Here is a 13,850-nt window from a genome sequence, read left to right on the forward strand (position 1 = left end):
CTTCAGTCGGGTAGTTCGTCATTCAATCGCAGCGCTTCGCCTGCGAGGTAAAGCGAGCCTGCGATGATGACTTCGCCATATTTGGGCTCGCCCGGACGACCGGAGCTGCTGTGCCAGTGCGCGGCCGCTTCGATCGATTGTGACGTGTGCACGATTGGCACGCCCCGGCTGAAGGCATAGGCCGCCAGAGCCAGCGGTGAGGCGCTGTCGTGTCCCGGTACAGGAACTGCGACGAGCGCGCAGACATGGGACGCGATGCGGTCTATGAAGCCGCGCCAGTCTTTTGAATCCAGTAAGCCGATGATGGCATATCGGGGCAATTTGCTGCCGGTCTGTCGGAAAATCCGATGGGCCTCAAAATGCCGCGCGAGAGCATCAGCCGCCTGCACATTATGCCCCCCGTCCAACAACCAATCGCAGCTCTCGATCATCCTTGTTAGCGGACCAGCCTGCAAATATTGCAGGCGCGCAGGCCAGCGCGTTGCGAGCAGGCCTGTACGCACGGCCTCGTCCGAAACCGTGAGGGATTTTTGCTGTTGAACCATGGCCACGGCGAGGCTCGCGTTCGCGATCTGGTGATGGCCAAGTATGCCCAATTGATAACCTGGAAACGCCACTGCGACGTGGAGCGGAGCGCCAATCCGGCTGGCCACATCCGTGATCGCCTGCATTTCGAGATCGGGCTGAGGAATGGTCACCAGCGGCACGCCATTCTTCGCGATCCCCGCCTTTTCGAACGCGATCCGCGCCATCGGCTCGGTCGGCACGCCATTGTCAGGCGCAAGCAGGAAGCGTTCGTGATCGAGGCCTAACGCCGCGATTCCGCAGGCGGCTAGCGCCTCGGGCTCCAGCACATTGGTCGCATCGAACCGCCCGCCCATGCCGACCTCGACCACGCAGGCATCGGCAGGCGTGCGGGCAAAGGCGAGGAAAGCGGCGGCGATGGTGACTTCGAAGAAGCTCGGACCCAAGTCCTCACCCGCATCGAGCACTTCCTCCAGCACCTCGGCCAGCATCGCATCGGTGATCAGCTCGCCCGCCAGCCGGATGCGCTCGTTGTAGCGCACCAGATGCGGGCTGGTGGTGACGTGGACGCGATACCCTTCCGCCTCCAGCATCGCGCGCAGGAAGGCGCAGGTCGAGCCCTTGCCGTTCGTGCCCGCAACGTGAAAGACCGGCGGCAGCTGCCTGTGGGGATTGCCGAGCCGCTCCATCAACGCGCGGATCGTCTCCAGCCCGAGCCGCCCCTGCGGCAGGCTCAGGCGGGCGAGGCGATCCAGCTGGGCCTGAACCCGCGGGTCGTCGGACCGACCGAAATCGCGCATGGGTGCGTTACGCCGCCTTCACCGGAGCGAGGTAATCGAGCACGCTCGCAAGGGTCGCCTTCAGCTCGCGGCGCGGCACCACCATGTCGACCATGCCGTGCTTGTGGAGATATTCGGCGCGCTGGAAGCCCTCGGGCAGCTGTTCGCGGATCGTGTCCTGGATGACGCGCTGGCCCGCAAAGCCGATCAATGCGCCCGGCTCTGCAATATGGATGTCGCCGAGCATGGCATAGCTCGCCGTCACCCCGCCGGTGGTGGGGTCGGTCAGCACCACGATATAGGGCAGGCCGGCCTGCTTGAGCCGCCGGGTCATCACCGTCGCGCGCGGCATCTGCATGAGCGACAATATCCCCTCCTGCATCCGCGCGCCGCCAGCGGCCGTCACCACGACATAGGCGCAGTGCCGCTCGAGCGCCTTTTGCGCGCCCTCGCAGAAGGCCTGGCCCACGGCCATGCCCATAGATCCGCCCATGAAGCTGAAATCCTGTACGCCCACCACGGCAGGCCGGGTGTCGATGGTGCCCGAGCCGACCACGAAGGCATCCTCATGCGGATTGGCGGCGCGCGCGGCCTTCAGCCGGTCGGTATATTTCTTGGTGTCCTTGAAGCCCAGCGGGTCTTCGGTGACCTTGGGCAGGGGCAGCACCTCGAAGCCCGGATCGAGCAGCAGCGCAAGCCGCGCGTCGGCGCCGATCCGTCCATGGTGCTCGCATTTCGGGCAGACCGAGAGATTGTCCTCGTATTCCTGCACGAAGAGCATTTCCTGGCAGGACGGGCACTTGATCCACAGGTCCTTCTCGGTGGACTTCTTCTCGGGCGCGAAGCCGAGCGAATTGCGGACGCGGGTGAACCAGTTCATGCGGCTTGCTCCTGACGGGCGGTGTGAACCGCGTGGGCGAGGGCGGCGGTCAGTTCCTTTAGCTTGGCCGGAGCTTCGGCGCCATACTCCCCGCAGATCTCGACCAGCGCCGAGCCAACCACCACGCCGTCGGCGACCTTCGCGATAGCCGCAGCCTGTTCAGGCGTGCGCACACCGAAACCGACTGCGACGGGCAGGTCGGAGGATTGCTTGATGCGCGCGACGTTGGCCTCGATGCTTTCGATCTGAGCCTGCTGCTTGCCGGTGATCCCGGCGACCGAGACGTAATAGAGGAACCCTTCCGACCCGGCGAGCACCTGGGGCAAACGCGCGGCGTCGGTGGTGGGGGTGGCAAGGCGGATCGCGGCGATGCCCTTCGCGCGCAGGGCCGGGCCGAGCGCATCGTCCTCCTCGGGCGGAATGTCGACGCAAATCACCCCGTCAACGCCAGCGGCGGCGGCGGCCTCGGCGAACCATTCCGGCCCGCGCCGGACCATCGGGTTGGCATAGCCCATCAGCACCAGCGGCACGTTCGGGTGCCGGGCACGGAAGGCGGTGGCGTAGCGCAGCACGTCCGCCGTGGTCGTCCCCGCGCCCAGCGAGCGCAGATTGGCGCTCTGGATCGCGGGGCCATCGGCCATCGGATCGGTGAAGGGCATTCCCAGCTCGATCACATCCGCCCCGGCTTCGACCAGCGCATCGAGATTGGCTGCGGTGTCGCCATCACCTGCGGTGATGAAGCAGACGAGCGCGGGTACCGACTTTCCGAATGCCGAAGCGAACCGGCTCACAGCTCCACCCCCAGACGCTCCGCGACCGCAAAAATGTCCTTGTCTCCGCGCCCGCACAGGTTGGCGAGGATGATGCTGTCCTTGGACATAGTCGGCGCGACCTTCTTCACCGCGGCAATCGCGTGCGAGGGTTCCAGCGCCGGGATGATCCCTTCGGTCGCGCACAGCAGCTGGAAGGCGTCGAGCGCCTCCTCGTCGGTGACGGCGGTGTAATCGACGCGGCCCGATTCCTTCAGCCATGCGTGCTCCGGCCCGATACCGGGGTAATCGAGCCCTGCGCTGATCGAGTGGCCTTCGGTGATCTGGCCGTCCTCGTCCTGCAGCAGATAGGTGCGGTTGCCGTGGAGCACGCCGGGCGATCCGCCGAGCAGGCTTGCGGCGTGTTCGTCGCCGTCGAGGCCGTGGCCCGCCGCTTCGACACCCAGCATCTTGACCGACGGATCATCAAGGAAGGGATGGAACAGCCCCAGCGCGTTTGACCCGCCGCCGATCGCCGCGACCAGCAGGTCGGGCAGACGGCCGGTGCGGTCAAGCATCTGGGCGCGGGCCTCTTTGCCGATCACGCTCTGGAAGTTGCGCACCATCTCAGGGTAGGGGTGCGGGCCAGCGGCGGTGCCGATGATGTAGAAGGTGTCGTGAACATTCGCGACCCAGTCGCGCAGGCCTTCGTTCATTGCGTCCTTGAGCGTCGCCCCGCCGCTGGTGACGGGCACGACTTCTGCCCCCAGCAGCTTCATGCGGAACACGTTGGGCGATTGCCGTTTCACGTCCTCGGCGCCCATGTAGATCACGCAAGGCAGGCCGAAGCGCGCGCAGACCGTCGCGGTCGCCACCCCGTGCTGCCCCGCGCCGGTCTCGGCGATGATGCGCTTCTTGCCCATGCGGATCGCCAGCAGGATCTGGCCGATGCAATTGTTGATCTTGTGCGCGCCGGTGTGATTGAGCTCGTCGCGCTTGAACCACACCTGCGCGCCGCCCAATTCCTCGGTCAGGCGCGGCGCGAAATAGAGTGGCGAGGGGCGGCCGACGTAGTGTTCGAGCAGGTCGTCGAATTCCGCCTGGAACGCTGGATCGGCCTGCGCCTTGCGGTATTCGCGCTCGAGATCGAGCACCAGCGGCATCAGGGTTTCGGCGACATAGCGCCCGCCGAACTCGCCGAAATGGCCGCGATCGTCGGGTTGGTTACGAAATGAGTTTGGAGAGTTCATAAGCGGGCGGCTTTGCAGAAGGCGGCGATCTTGTCCATGTCCTTGATCCCCGGGGAACGCTCGACCCCCGAGGATGTATCCACCAGCGGCGCGCCTGTTAGCCGGATCGCCTCTGCGACATTGGCCGGGGTCAGCCCGCCCGCCAGCCCCCACGGGGTCGGCCCGCGGTAAAGCCGCAGCAGGTTCCAGTCGAAGGCCTCGCCGTTTCCGCCCGGTAGCGCCGAGGCAGGCGCATCGAACAGCAGGCGGTCGGCGGCGCCATGATAGGGCGCGGCCTTGTCCAGCGCGGCTGCGTCCTTCACGCCGAGCGCCTTCCACACCTCGACGCCGAACTCCGAACGTGTGCGGGCGAGCACAGCGGGCGGCTCTGACCCATGAAACTGCACCACTCTGGGGCCTATAACGCGGATCGCCTCGGCCAGCGCGTAGGGTTCGGGATCGACCACCAGCAGTACGACCCCGGCGCTTTCGGGCAGATCGCGCCGCAACATCGCCGCTTTCGCCACCGAGACATGGCGCGGGCTCTTGGGAAAATGGACAAGCCCGACATAGGCGGCCCCCGCCTGCACCGCGGCGGCGATGGTTTCGGGGGTCGAAAGCCCGCAGATCTTGACGAGGGTTGTCATTGCCAGCGCCTCTAGGCGGTGCGAAGCCGCTTTTCCAGCACCGCGAATGTCAGTGGCGGATCGCGCCGCACCGGAAAGGGGCGCGTCTCGCCGGTGCGCAGGTAGCCGCGCCGTTCATACCAGGCGATAAGACTTGCGCGGCTGTCGATAACGGTCATCTCCATAGCCGCGATGCCCAGGCCGCGCGCGTGATCCTCTGCCGCATCGAGCAGCTGTCTTCCGACACCTGCCGATTGCAGATCGGGCGCAACGCAGAGCATTCCGAGATAGGCAAGGGCTGCGTCCTTCACCGTCACCGCCACGCAGCCGGTCAGCGTGTCCCCGTCGCGCGCGGTCAGGATCGTCACTGCCGGATCTGCCAGCATCGCCTCGAGTTCGCCCGGAGCGATGCGTTCGTCATCCAGAATGTCCGCCTCGTGGTTCCACCCGCGGCGCGCCGAATCGCCGCGATAGCCGGCCTCGAGCAGGGCCTTGAGAGCGGGGGCATCCTCAGGGGATGCCGCAATGATTGCCTTCAAAGCGTTGCCTCGATCGCGCGCGCCGCAGCTTCCGGGTCCTCCGCGCGGCTGATGGGGCGGCCGATGACGAGCACGCTGGCACCATTGTCGCGGGCCTGACGCGGTGTCACCACACGCTTCTGGTCGCCTGTGCCGTTTCCGGCGGGGCGCAGGCCGGGGACGACGAAGAATCCGTCGCGCCAGGCCTTCCTCACCATGCCGACCTCCTGACCCGAACACACGATCCCGTCGAGACCCGCCGCATGGGCAAGCTCGGCCAGGCGCATCACCTGCGTTTCGGCGCTGCCATAGACTCCGGTTGCGGTCAGATCATTGGCATCAAGGCTGGTCAGCATGGTGACAGCCACCACCTTGCAACCTTCGGCAGCGGCGGCCTTGGCATCTTCCATCATCGCTCGCCCGCCGCTGGCATGGACAGTGACGATCGCGGGCTCGTAGACGTGGATCGCCTGCATCGCGGCGGCGACCGTATTGGGGATGTCGTGGAATTTCAGGTCGAGGAAGATCGGCAGGCCAAGATGCGCGATCTCGTGCACGCCATGCGCGCCATGGGCGCAAAAGAACTCCAGACCCAGCTTGACCCCGCCGACGTGGGCCTTGACCTTGCTGACCAGCGCCTTGGCCGCCTCGAGTTGCGGCACGTCGAGCGCGAGATAGACGGGGTTCGTCATTCGCCTGCGCCTCCGTCGGTGGCATTGTCCGCCGGCGCGAGCGGATCGGCGGATTCTCCCCCCTTTGTCACCGGCTTTTCCCCAGATGTATCCACCGGTGCGGGGGCATGTGGTTCATGATGGCGGGCAAGTGCGGCGGTCTTGAGCGAGTTCTCCAGCGCCTTCACGCGCCGGTTCAGCCCCCATTTCACGCTGAGGTGATAGGCCCACAAAGGCAGGAAACCCAGCATGAACGCCATCAGCGCCAGCACCGGCAGGCGCGTTTCCATCACGAGGTTCTGCCACAAGGTGACCTCGACCGGCTTCCAGTTGTAGATCGAAAAGATCAGGAAGGCGACGAGGGCGAGAACCCAGATCATGGTGCGCAGGATCTTCACGGGCGGTCTGCCTCCTTATGGCCGATGAGCGCGCTGAGCCTAGGCGATTTGGCCCCGGTGTCCAGTAGTCCCGCTTTCACCCGAAGACCCGCGCGAAGATCGTGTCGACATGCTTGAAGTGGTAAGCGAGATCGAATTTCTCTTCGAGTTGCTCCGGCGAAAGCGCGGCCGTTACTGCCTCGTCCGCCTTGAGCAGATCGAGCAGCGACAGCGCGCCGTCCGATTCCCACACCTTCATCGCGTTCCTCTGCACCAGCCGGTAGGCATCGTCGCGGGTGAGGCCGGCCTGCGTCAGCGCCAGCAGCACACGCTGGGAATGGATCAGGCCGCCCATGCGGTTGAGGTTCTTCTCCATCCGTTCGGGATAGACCAGCAGCTTCTCGACCACGCCGGTGAGGCGTGCCAGCGCGAAATCGAGCGTGATGGTCGCATCCGGGCCGATGAAGCGTTCGACCGAGGAATGGGAGATGTCGCGCTCGTGCCACAGCGCGACATTTTCCAGCGCGGGCAGGGCATAGGAGCGGATCATGCGGGCCTGACCGGTGAGGTTCTCGGTGAGGATCGGGTTGCGCTTGTGGGGCATCGCGCTCGAACCCTTCTGGCCGGGCGAGAAATATTCCTCCGCTTCCAGTACTTCGGTGCGCTGAAGGTGGCGGATTTCCACCGCCAGCCGCTCGATACTGCCTGCGATCACGGCGAGCGTGGCGAAATACATCGCATGACGATCGCGCGGGATGACCTGCGTCGAGACAGGCTCTACCGCGAGGCCAAGCTGCTGTGCGACGTATTCCTCGACCTGCGGATCGACATTGGCAAAGGTGCCGACCGCGCCCGAAATGGCGCAAGTGGCGATCTCGGCCCGCGCTGCGACCAGCCGCGCACGGCAACGGTCGAATTCGGCATAGGCTTGTGCCAGCTTGAGGCCGAATGTCACCGGCTCGGCATGGATGCCGTGGCTGCGACCGATGGTGGGGGTGTATTTATGCTCCTCGGCCCGGGTGCGGATCGCGGCGAGCAACGCGTCGAGGTCGGCGATCAGGATGTCGCTTGCGCGCGCCAGCTGCACCGAGAGCGTGGTGTCGAGCACATCGGAACTGGTCATGCCCTGGTGCATGAAGCGGGCTTCCTCGCCCACTTGCTGAGCGACCCAGTCGAGAAAGGCGATCACGTCATGCTTGGTGACCGCCTCGATTGCATCGATGGCAGCAACGTCGATCGCCGGATTGGTCGCCCACCAGTCCCACAGTGCCTTGGCGGCGCTCTGCGGGACGACACCCAGCTCGGCGAGCTTCTGGGTCGCATGAGCCTCGATCTCGAACCAGATGCGGTATTTCGCTTCCGGCTCCCACAGGGCGGTCATTTGCGGACGGGCGTAGCGGGGGACCATGATCGACTCCGGAAAGGCAGGTTTCGGCGTGCGCGGTAGGGAAGGGTGCCGCTCTAGGCAAGGACCCAGCGATGCCCGATCCGCACCCGGGCGTCGAGGCAGGTTCAGCGCGGCAGAAGTGCGGGCGGCTGCTGTGGCAATGCGATCCCGGCCATGACCCGCGCGGCGGCAGCATCGGTCATGTGACTGCCATCCCAGTAATTGAGCTTGCCCTCCTGTAGCAGGAGACAACGCCCGTTCGGGCAAAGCGGGGCTGCGGCGTCCACATAGTCGAACCGCTGCGAGCCGGCCGTGAAGTCGCGTAGCGCGGCGCTGATTGCGCGACCTTCGGCAAGGGATGCGGGATAGGAATCGGCGCAGGTCACGTTGCGCCAGGCCCGGCAGCGCAGCCAGCCCTTGCCGAACAAACTGCCAGCGGCCCAGGCCGTGGGCGAATTGCCGACGATGATGATCCGGGTGCCGGCCGGGAGGCGTGCTGCCAACCGTTCCATGGCCAGCAGCAGACGCGCCCTGCCTTGCGCTCCGGTGGTGAGACCGACTGATCGGTTGGTTCCTGCCGCGAAGAGCTCGCGCTCCCATCGCTGTGCCCAGATCACCGTGCCGATGCCGCGGCGCCGGACGATGTCGGTGAGCTGGCGGGGCAGCGCGCGGCAGGCTTCGCTCTGCGGATCGGCGGCGCTCCGGCTCGTCAATTCCCCGGTCGAAAGACAGCCCGAATGGCTCACTAGCGCCCCCGGTCCGAAACGCGCGGTCGCGGCGGCATAATATTGGGCGGCGTGACTGTCGCCATAAAGGACAAAGGCAAGCGGGTCGTCCGGCGGTTCGCTTATGCCCAGACTTGCCAAAGGGGGGCGCAGCCCGCCGAGCTGCCCTGCCTCGGCCATGCTGCGCGGACCGACAGCTCCGAGATATCCGGCTGCTCCCAACGCCAGCGGCAACGCGAGGCCCATTACGCTCGCGCCGGCCAGCAGATCCCGTCCGGCGAGCAGGCGCCCTCGGCGGACCGGCTGTTCGATCAGCCGGAAGGACAACCAGCCCAGCATGACGGAAAGCGCTATGCCGCCGATCTTAGTGGCCAGGGGCAGAGGGCCGAAATGGACGTAACCGATGAAGAACAGCACCGGCTGGTGCCACAGATAGATGCCGAAGGACGCCAGGCCGAGCAGCACCGGCAGCCGCAGTGCCAGCATCCGGCCCGCAAGCGTATTCCGGTCAGAGAACAACAGCACCAGCGCCGTGCCGACCGTGGGAAGAAGAAACATGGGGCCGGGTGCCGGGGTCGTCGGCCCGATCAGAACAAAGCCTGCAAGGATCAGTGCGATCCCCGCCGAAGCGGCCGCACCATTGGTGCGCGGCGCACGCGGAAGCAGCGCACAGGCAGCGCCAAGCATGAGCTCCCACATGCGCGTCGGCAGGAGATAGAACGCCGCGAGCGGCCAGCGCGGGGCAAGCGCGACGGCCAGCGCAAAACTCGCCAGCCCGATTGCCGCGACCGCCAGCCACATCGCCCGCCTGCCGCCCCGGCCAAAGGCGACCAGCATCAACAGCGGAAAGATGATGTAGAACTGTTCCTCCACCCCCAGCGTCCACGTGTGGATCAGGGGCTGCGCACCCTCGAAGCTGAAGAAATAATCGGTGCGCTCGGCGAAATGGATGTTGGCGGCGAAAACCGATGCGGCCACCAGCGCCTTGGCAAAGAACGTGAAGTCTTCCGGTATAAGCAGCGCCCAAGCTGCAAGCGATGTGGCCGCCAGCATGGCCGCAAGTGCCGGGACGATGCGGCGCACGCGTCGTTCCCAGAAGCGCAGCAGGGAAAACCGTCCCTCTGCCAGTTCGGTAGCCACAATCCCGGTGATGAGATAGCCACTGATAACAAAGAATATATCGACCCCGACGAAGCCCCCGGGCAAAAGCTCGGGTTCGGCATGGTGGAGCACCACCGGCGCAATCGCGAGAGCCCGCAGCCCGTCGATTTCGGGCCGATAGCGCGCACGGCTGTCCGGCAGCGCCCCGGGCGACGCCGCATCGGCCATCAGATGAGCCCCTTCGACCTCAGCGAGGTGTGCCCCTCGCGCCCGATAATGACATGATCGTGGACCGTAACGCCCAGCAGTCGGCCGGCTTCGGCGATGCGCTGGGTGATCTGGATGTCGGCGCGGCTCGGCTCCGGGGAGCCGGACGGGTGGTTGTGGACAAGGATCATTGCCGATGCACCCACGTCCATTGCCCGGCGGATCACTTCGCGCGGGTGAATTGCCGCCTCGTCGATCGACCCGTCGCCGAGGTGATGATCCTCGATCAGCCGGTTGCGGGTGTCGAGATAGAGGATCCGCACCCGCTCGATGGTCAGATGCGCCATGTCGGTGGTGAGATAGTCGATCAGCGCCTGCCAGCTGCCCAGCACCGGCTTCTTGACGATCTCGCCGCGGGTCATGCGCCGCGCGGCAATGGCGACGGCCTTCAATGCCGCAGCGCTGTTCTCGCCGACGCCCGCGACCCGCTGGATCGCCCGAGGGTCGGCATTGAGCACGCCGGCAAGGCTGCCGAATTGTGCGATCAGGGCCTTGGCAATGGGTTTGGTGTCGCCGCGCGCGATGGCCGCGAAAAGCAGGTATTCGAGCACCTCGTAATCGGCCAGCGCCTCGGCGCCGCCGGTGAGCAGCCGCTCACGCAGGCGGGCGCGATGGCCGGCCCCCGCGCTCTTGCCCGCATCGGGGCGAGCGCGCGGCGCCTCGCGAAAATCGAAACCCTCTTCAGCTTCCGGCAATGCGGCCCCCGGCAGGAATTACACCCGCTCTATCATTGCCTTTGGGCGGCGATGGGCGCAAGGGTGACGAGCAATGGCGGTGGCTGAAACGCATGACGAGACTTCCCTGCCAGTCGGGCGCAATCGCCGCTGGTTGCGGCTGTGGCGAACCCGGATCGGACTGGGCGGCGCGGCGCTGGCGCTGGCCGCCGGAGGTGCCGCATGGCTTGATCGTGACCGGATTGCGGGCAATTTTCTCGACGACTATCTGAAAGAGAGCGGCGTTCGTGCGTCGTATCGTATCCTTGCAATCGGTCCGCGCACACAGGTGATCGAGGACCTCGTGGTCGGCGATCCGGCCCGTCCTGATCTTACCGCGCGGCGATTGGTGGTGGAGTTGGGCGTCGGCTGGGCGGGGCCGGAGGTGCGGCGCGTGCGTGTCGACGGCGCGCGGCTCTATGGCTCATATGCCGGCGACAAGCTCAGCCTCGGCGCGCTCGATCCGCTGGTGTTCACCGGCAGCGACGCGCCGCCGGCATTGCCCGCGATCGACCTGGTGCTGAACGATGCCCGCGCGCTGCTGGAGAGCGATTACGGCGCGGTCGGAGTGAAGCTGGAGGGCCATGGACGGCTCGATGACGGCTTTGCCGGGACCCTCGCCGCGACCGCGCCGGGGATCGGGATCGCGGGCTGCAAGGCCGGGACTGCAACCCTTTTCGGAAAGCTGTCGACCGCAGGCGGCGCACCGCAGTTCAACGGGCCGCTGCGTCTGTCACAGCTCGATTGCGGCGGTGCGAGCGTGACACGGGCGGATATCGGCACCCGTCTTGCGCTGGCGCGGGATTTCGCCGGGGCCGAGGGCGACTTCCGCCTCGAGGCTTCGGGCATTCGCTCCGACACGCTGGCGGGCGAGGGGCTGGAAGGCACCGCCCGGCTCGCCTGGTCGGACAAGGGGCTGGTCATCGCGCATGATGTGGCACTAGCAGACGTCACTGCGCCGCAAGGCCGCCTTGCGCGGCTGGCCGCGAAGGGCACCTGGCGCTCGTCCGCCGGCGGCTCGCTTGCCGCGCGCGGGGAATGGCAGGGCGATTTCCGCGGCGAGGGGCTGAGGGCCGATGCCGCCCTGTGGGAAACCCTCGCCACGGCAGGGCACGGGCTCGAGGGCACGCTGCTCGCCCCGCTGCTTGGGCAGGCGCGCGGGGGACTGTCGCAGGCGCTCGATGGCGCAAGCTTCCGCGCCGAGGCGATCCTGCGCCGCAAGGACGCATCGACCGCGCTGATCGTGCCTGAAGGCAGCCTTTCTACCCGCACGGGCGAGCGGGTGCTGGCCCTGTCGCAGATCAGCGCCGGACTGACAGGCGAGGGACTGTCCGGCCTGCGCGGCAACATCCTTGTCGGCGGCGCGGGTCTGCCGAACATCAACGGCCGGATGGAGCAGGCCCGCGGCGGCTGGGGGCTGCGGCTGGCAATGGCTGAATATCGCGCGGGCGCAAACCGGATTTCCATCCCGCGGCTGACCGTGCGGCAGGAAGGCGGCGACGGCTTGCGGTTCGATGGCGTGGCCACTGCCAGCGGAGAACTGCCGGGCGGCGCGTTGGACGGGCTGGAGCTGCCGTTCGAGGGGCGCTGGTCGGCTGCCGGGGGCCTGGTGGTGGGCAACCGCTGCATGCCGCTGAAGTTCCGCGCGTTGGCGCTCTCCGGGCTGGAACTGGCGGGGCAGCAGGTCACGCTTTGTCCCGAGGATGGGTCGCCGCTCCTGGCCTATCGCGACGGGCTGCGCGTTGCAGCGCGCACCGGCCCGCTCGAACTGGCGGGCAGGCTGGGCGATACGCCTGCGCAGCTGGCGGCAGGCGGAGCATGGCTGCGCTATCCGGCGCCTTTTGCGCTGGAGGATGTCGCGATCCGGATGGGCGAAGCCGACAGCGAGGTGCGCCTCGCTGCCGCAAAGATCACCGGCAGCCTTGCCCAGGGGATTGGCGGCGCTTTCAGCGGCGGCACGGCCCGGCTCGTGGCGCTGCCGTTCGATCTCGATAGGGTGTCGGGCGAATGGACCTTTGCTGACGGGGCGCTGCGGCTGGTGGAGGGCGCTTTCACGCTTTCCGACCGCCCGCCCGAAGGCCCGGCGCGCTTTGTGCCGCTTGCCGCGCGCGGGGCCACGATGACGCTGAGCGACACGGCGATCGACGCCCGCGCCCGGCTGAACCATCCGGCATCCGACCGGCTTGTGGCGCAAGTGACGGTGTCCCACGATCTGGAATCGGCCGCAGGTGGCGCGCGCCTTACCGTGCCGAGCCTGGTGTTCGACAAGGGTTTTCAGCCCGAGGAGCTGTCCTACCTTGCCGAAGACCTGATCGTGTTCGCGGACGGCACGATCACCGGTGAAGGCCGGATCGACTGGCGCGGTGAGGAAATCACCAGCAGCGGACGTTTCGCCAGCGACGGCTTTGATTTCGCCGCACCCTTTGGTCCGGTGCGCGGCTTGAAGGGCGAGGTGGTGTTCACCGATCTCGTCAATCTCACGACCGCGCCGGATCAGTTGCTGACTATTGATGCCATCAATCCCGGGGTCGAGGTGCTGGACGGCACGGTGCGCTTTGATCTCAGCGAGGGCACGCTGCTTTCCCTGCGCGACGCGCGCTTCCCCTTCATGGGCGGCCAGCTGGTGCTGCGCCCGCTCAAGCTGGATTTCTCGCGGCCCGAGGAACGCCGCTATGTGTTCGATATCGTGGGACTGGATGCAGCCCGCTTCGTCGCACAGATGGAGCTCACCAATATCGGCGCAAGCGGCACGTTTGACGGCACGGTCCCGATCATCTTCGATGCCGAGAGCAACGGGCGGATCGAGAGGGGCGAATTGCGCAGCCGCGAGGGCGGCGGCAATGTCGCCTATATCGGCGAACTGACCTACGAGGATCTCGGTGCGATGGGCAATTTCGCATTCGCTGCCCTGCGCTCGCTCGATTACCGCAAAATGAGCGTCGGACTGAACGGCAGCCTCGGCGGAGAAATCATCACCAATTTCGACTTCGATGGCGTGCGCCAGGGGGTTGGCACCAGCCGCAACTTCATCACCCGGCGGATCGCGCGGCTGCCGATCCGATTCCGCATCAACGTCCGTTCCGAAAACTTCTACGAGTTGTCCACCATGGTCCGCTCGTTCTGGGACGTGGACTATCTCGGCAACCCGGTCGATCGCGGGCTGCTGAAGGCCGAAAACGGCCGCTTTGTCCCGGCCGACACCTTGCGCATTCCCGTTCAACCTCCCGAAAGCGAAGACCAGCCATGAAGATCACGCAATTGACCGCGTCCCGGCGCGCTGCCACACCCGAGGACGGACCGCGG

At 66.5% G+C, this 13,850-nt stretch carries 12 protein-coding genes; 1 reads left to right on the forward strand and 11 read right to left on the reverse strand.

The features are described from left to right. Nucleotides 1-2 precede the first annotated feature (2 nt). The 11 genes from I603_RS05535 to radC form a co-directional block, all read right to left on the reverse strand. Nucleotides 3-1,325: a bifunctional folylpolyglutamate synthase/dihydrofolate synthase gene (locus tag I603_RS05535; protein ID WP_068862940.1), complete on the reverse strand. Its 1,323-nt coding sequence runs from the start codon at nt 1,323-1,325 to the stop codon at nt 3-5. A 7-nt stretch (nt 1,326-1,332) separates the two neighbouring features. Further along, nucleotides 1,333-2,184, reverse strand: a complete 852-nt coding sequence (accD, locus tag I603_RS05540; protein WP_068862943.1) for an acetyl-CoA carboxylase, carboxyltransferase subunit beta — start codon at nt 2,182-2,184, stop codon at nt 1,333-1,335. Beyond that, nucleotides 2,181-2,975, reverse strand: coding sequence for a tryptophan synthase subunit alpha (trpA, locus tag I603_RS05545; protein ID WP_068862944.1), 795 nt, complete (start codon nt 2,973-2,975; stop codon nt 2,181-2,183). Before trpA ends, accD begins: the two co-directional genes overlap by 4 nt. Next, nucleotides 2,972-4,183, reverse strand: coding sequence for a tryptophan synthase subunit beta (gene trpB / locus I603_RS05550; RefSeq protein WP_068862945.1), 1,212 nt, complete (start codon nt 4,181-4,183; stop codon nt 2,972-2,974). The genes trpA and trpB overlap by 4 nt, the downstream gene beginning before the upstream one ends. Beyond that, nucleotides 4,180-4,809: a phosphoribosylanthranilate isomerase gene (locus tag I603_RS05555; RefSeq protein WP_068862947.1), complete on the reverse strand. Its 630-nt coding sequence runs from the start codon at nt 4,807-4,809 to the stop codon at nt 4,180-4,182. Before I603_RS05555 ends, trpB begins: the two co-directional genes overlap by 4 nt. A gap of 11 nt (nt 4,810-4,820) precedes the next feature. Then, entirely contained in the window at nt 4,821-5,327 is a 507-nt protein-coding gene (locus tag I603_RS05560) for a GNAT family N-acetyltransferase (RefSeq protein WP_084439877.1), read from the reverse strand. Further along, on the reverse strand, nt 5,324-5,998 hold the full coding sequence (gene pyrF / locus I603_RS05565) for an orotidine-5'-phosphate decarboxylase (protein ID WP_068862948.1): 675 nt from the start codon (nt 5,996-5,998) through the stop codon (nt 5,324-5,326). Before pyrF ends, I603_RS05560 begins: the two co-directional genes overlap by 4 nt. Next, nucleotides 5,995-6,375: a LapA family protein gene (locus I603_RS05570; RefSeq protein WP_068862950.1), complete on the reverse strand. Its 381-nt coding sequence runs from the start codon at nt 6,373-6,375 to the stop codon at nt 5,995-5,997. Before I603_RS05570 ends, pyrF begins: the two co-directional genes overlap by 4 nt. Before the next feature lie 76 nt (nt 6,376-6,451). Further along, complete coding sequence (gene purB / locus I603_RS05575; protein WP_068862952.1) at nt 6,452-7,762, reverse strand: adenylosuccinate lyase; 1,311 nt, start codon at nt 7,760-7,762, stop codon at nt 6,452-6,454. Nucleotides 7,763-7,866: 104 nt separating this feature from the next. Next, nucleotides 7,867-9,795 carry an acyltransferase family protein gene (locus I603_RS05580; protein WP_068862953.1) on the reverse strand — a complete coding sequence of 643 codons (1,929 nt, stop codon included), beginning with the start codon at nt 9,793-9,795 and terminating at the stop codon, nt 7,867-7,869. Then, nucleotides 9,795-10,529 carry a RadC family protein gene (gene radC / locus I603_RS05585; protein ID WP_068862955.1) on the reverse strand — a complete coding sequence of 245 codons (735 nt, stop codon included), beginning with the start codon at nt 10,527-10,529 and terminating at the stop codon, nt 9,795-9,797. The genes I603_RS05580 and radC overlap by 1 nt, the downstream gene beginning before the upstream one ends. Nucleotides 10,530-10,602: 73 nt before the next feature. Between radC and I603_RS05590 the strand changes: the two genes are divergently transcribed. Next, nucleotides 10,603-13,794: an intermembrane phospholipid transport protein YdbH family protein gene (locus I603_RS05590; RefSeq protein ID WP_068862957.1), complete on the forward strand. Its 3,192-nt coding sequence runs from the start codon at nt 10,603-10,605 to the stop codon at nt 13,792-13,794. The last annotated feature ends 56 nt before the right edge of the window (nt 13,795-13,850 follow it).

Origin of the sequence: Erythrobacter dokdonensis DSW-74 (genome assembly GCF_001677335.1) — a bacterium.
Taxonomy (GTDB): Bacteria; Pseudomonadota; Alphaproteobacteria; order Sphingomonadales; family Sphingomonadaceae; genus Erythrobacter; species Erythrobacter dokdonensis.

Excerpts from the sequence above, each read along its gene's own strand:
- I603_RS05535 (WP_068862940.1), bottom strand. The coding sequence starts at position 1,325 with ATGCGCGATTTCGGTCGGTCCGACGACCCGCGGGTTCAGGCCCAGCTG.
- accD (WP_068862943.1), bottom strand. The coding sequence starts at position 2,184 with ATGAACTGGTTCACCCGCGTCCGCAATTCGCTCGGCTTCGCGCCCGAG.
- trpB (WP_068862945.1), bottom strand. The coding sequence starts at position 4,183 with ATGAACTCTCCAAACTCATTTCGTAACCAACCCGACGATCGCGGCCAT.
- I603_RS05555 (WP_068862947.1), bottom strand. The coding sequence starts at position 4,809 with ATGACAACCCTCGTCAAGATCTGCGGGCTTTCGACCCCCGAAACCATC.
- pyrF (WP_068862948.1), bottom strand. The coding sequence starts at position 5,998 with ATGACGAACCCCGTCTATCTCGCGCTCGACGTGCCGCAACTCGAGGCG.
- purB (WP_068862952.1), bottom strand. The coding sequence starts at position 7,762 with ATGGTCCCCCGCTACGCCCGTCCGCAAATGACCGCCCTGTGGGAGCCG.
- I603_RS05580 (WP_068862953.1), bottom strand. The coding sequence starts at position 9,795 with ATGGCCGATGCGGCGTCGCCCGGGGCGCTGCCGGACAGCCGTGCGCGC.
- I603_RS05590 (WP_068862957.1), top strand. The coding sequence starts at position 10,603 with ATGGCGGTGGCTGAAACGCATGACGAGACTTCCCTGCCAGTCGGGCGC.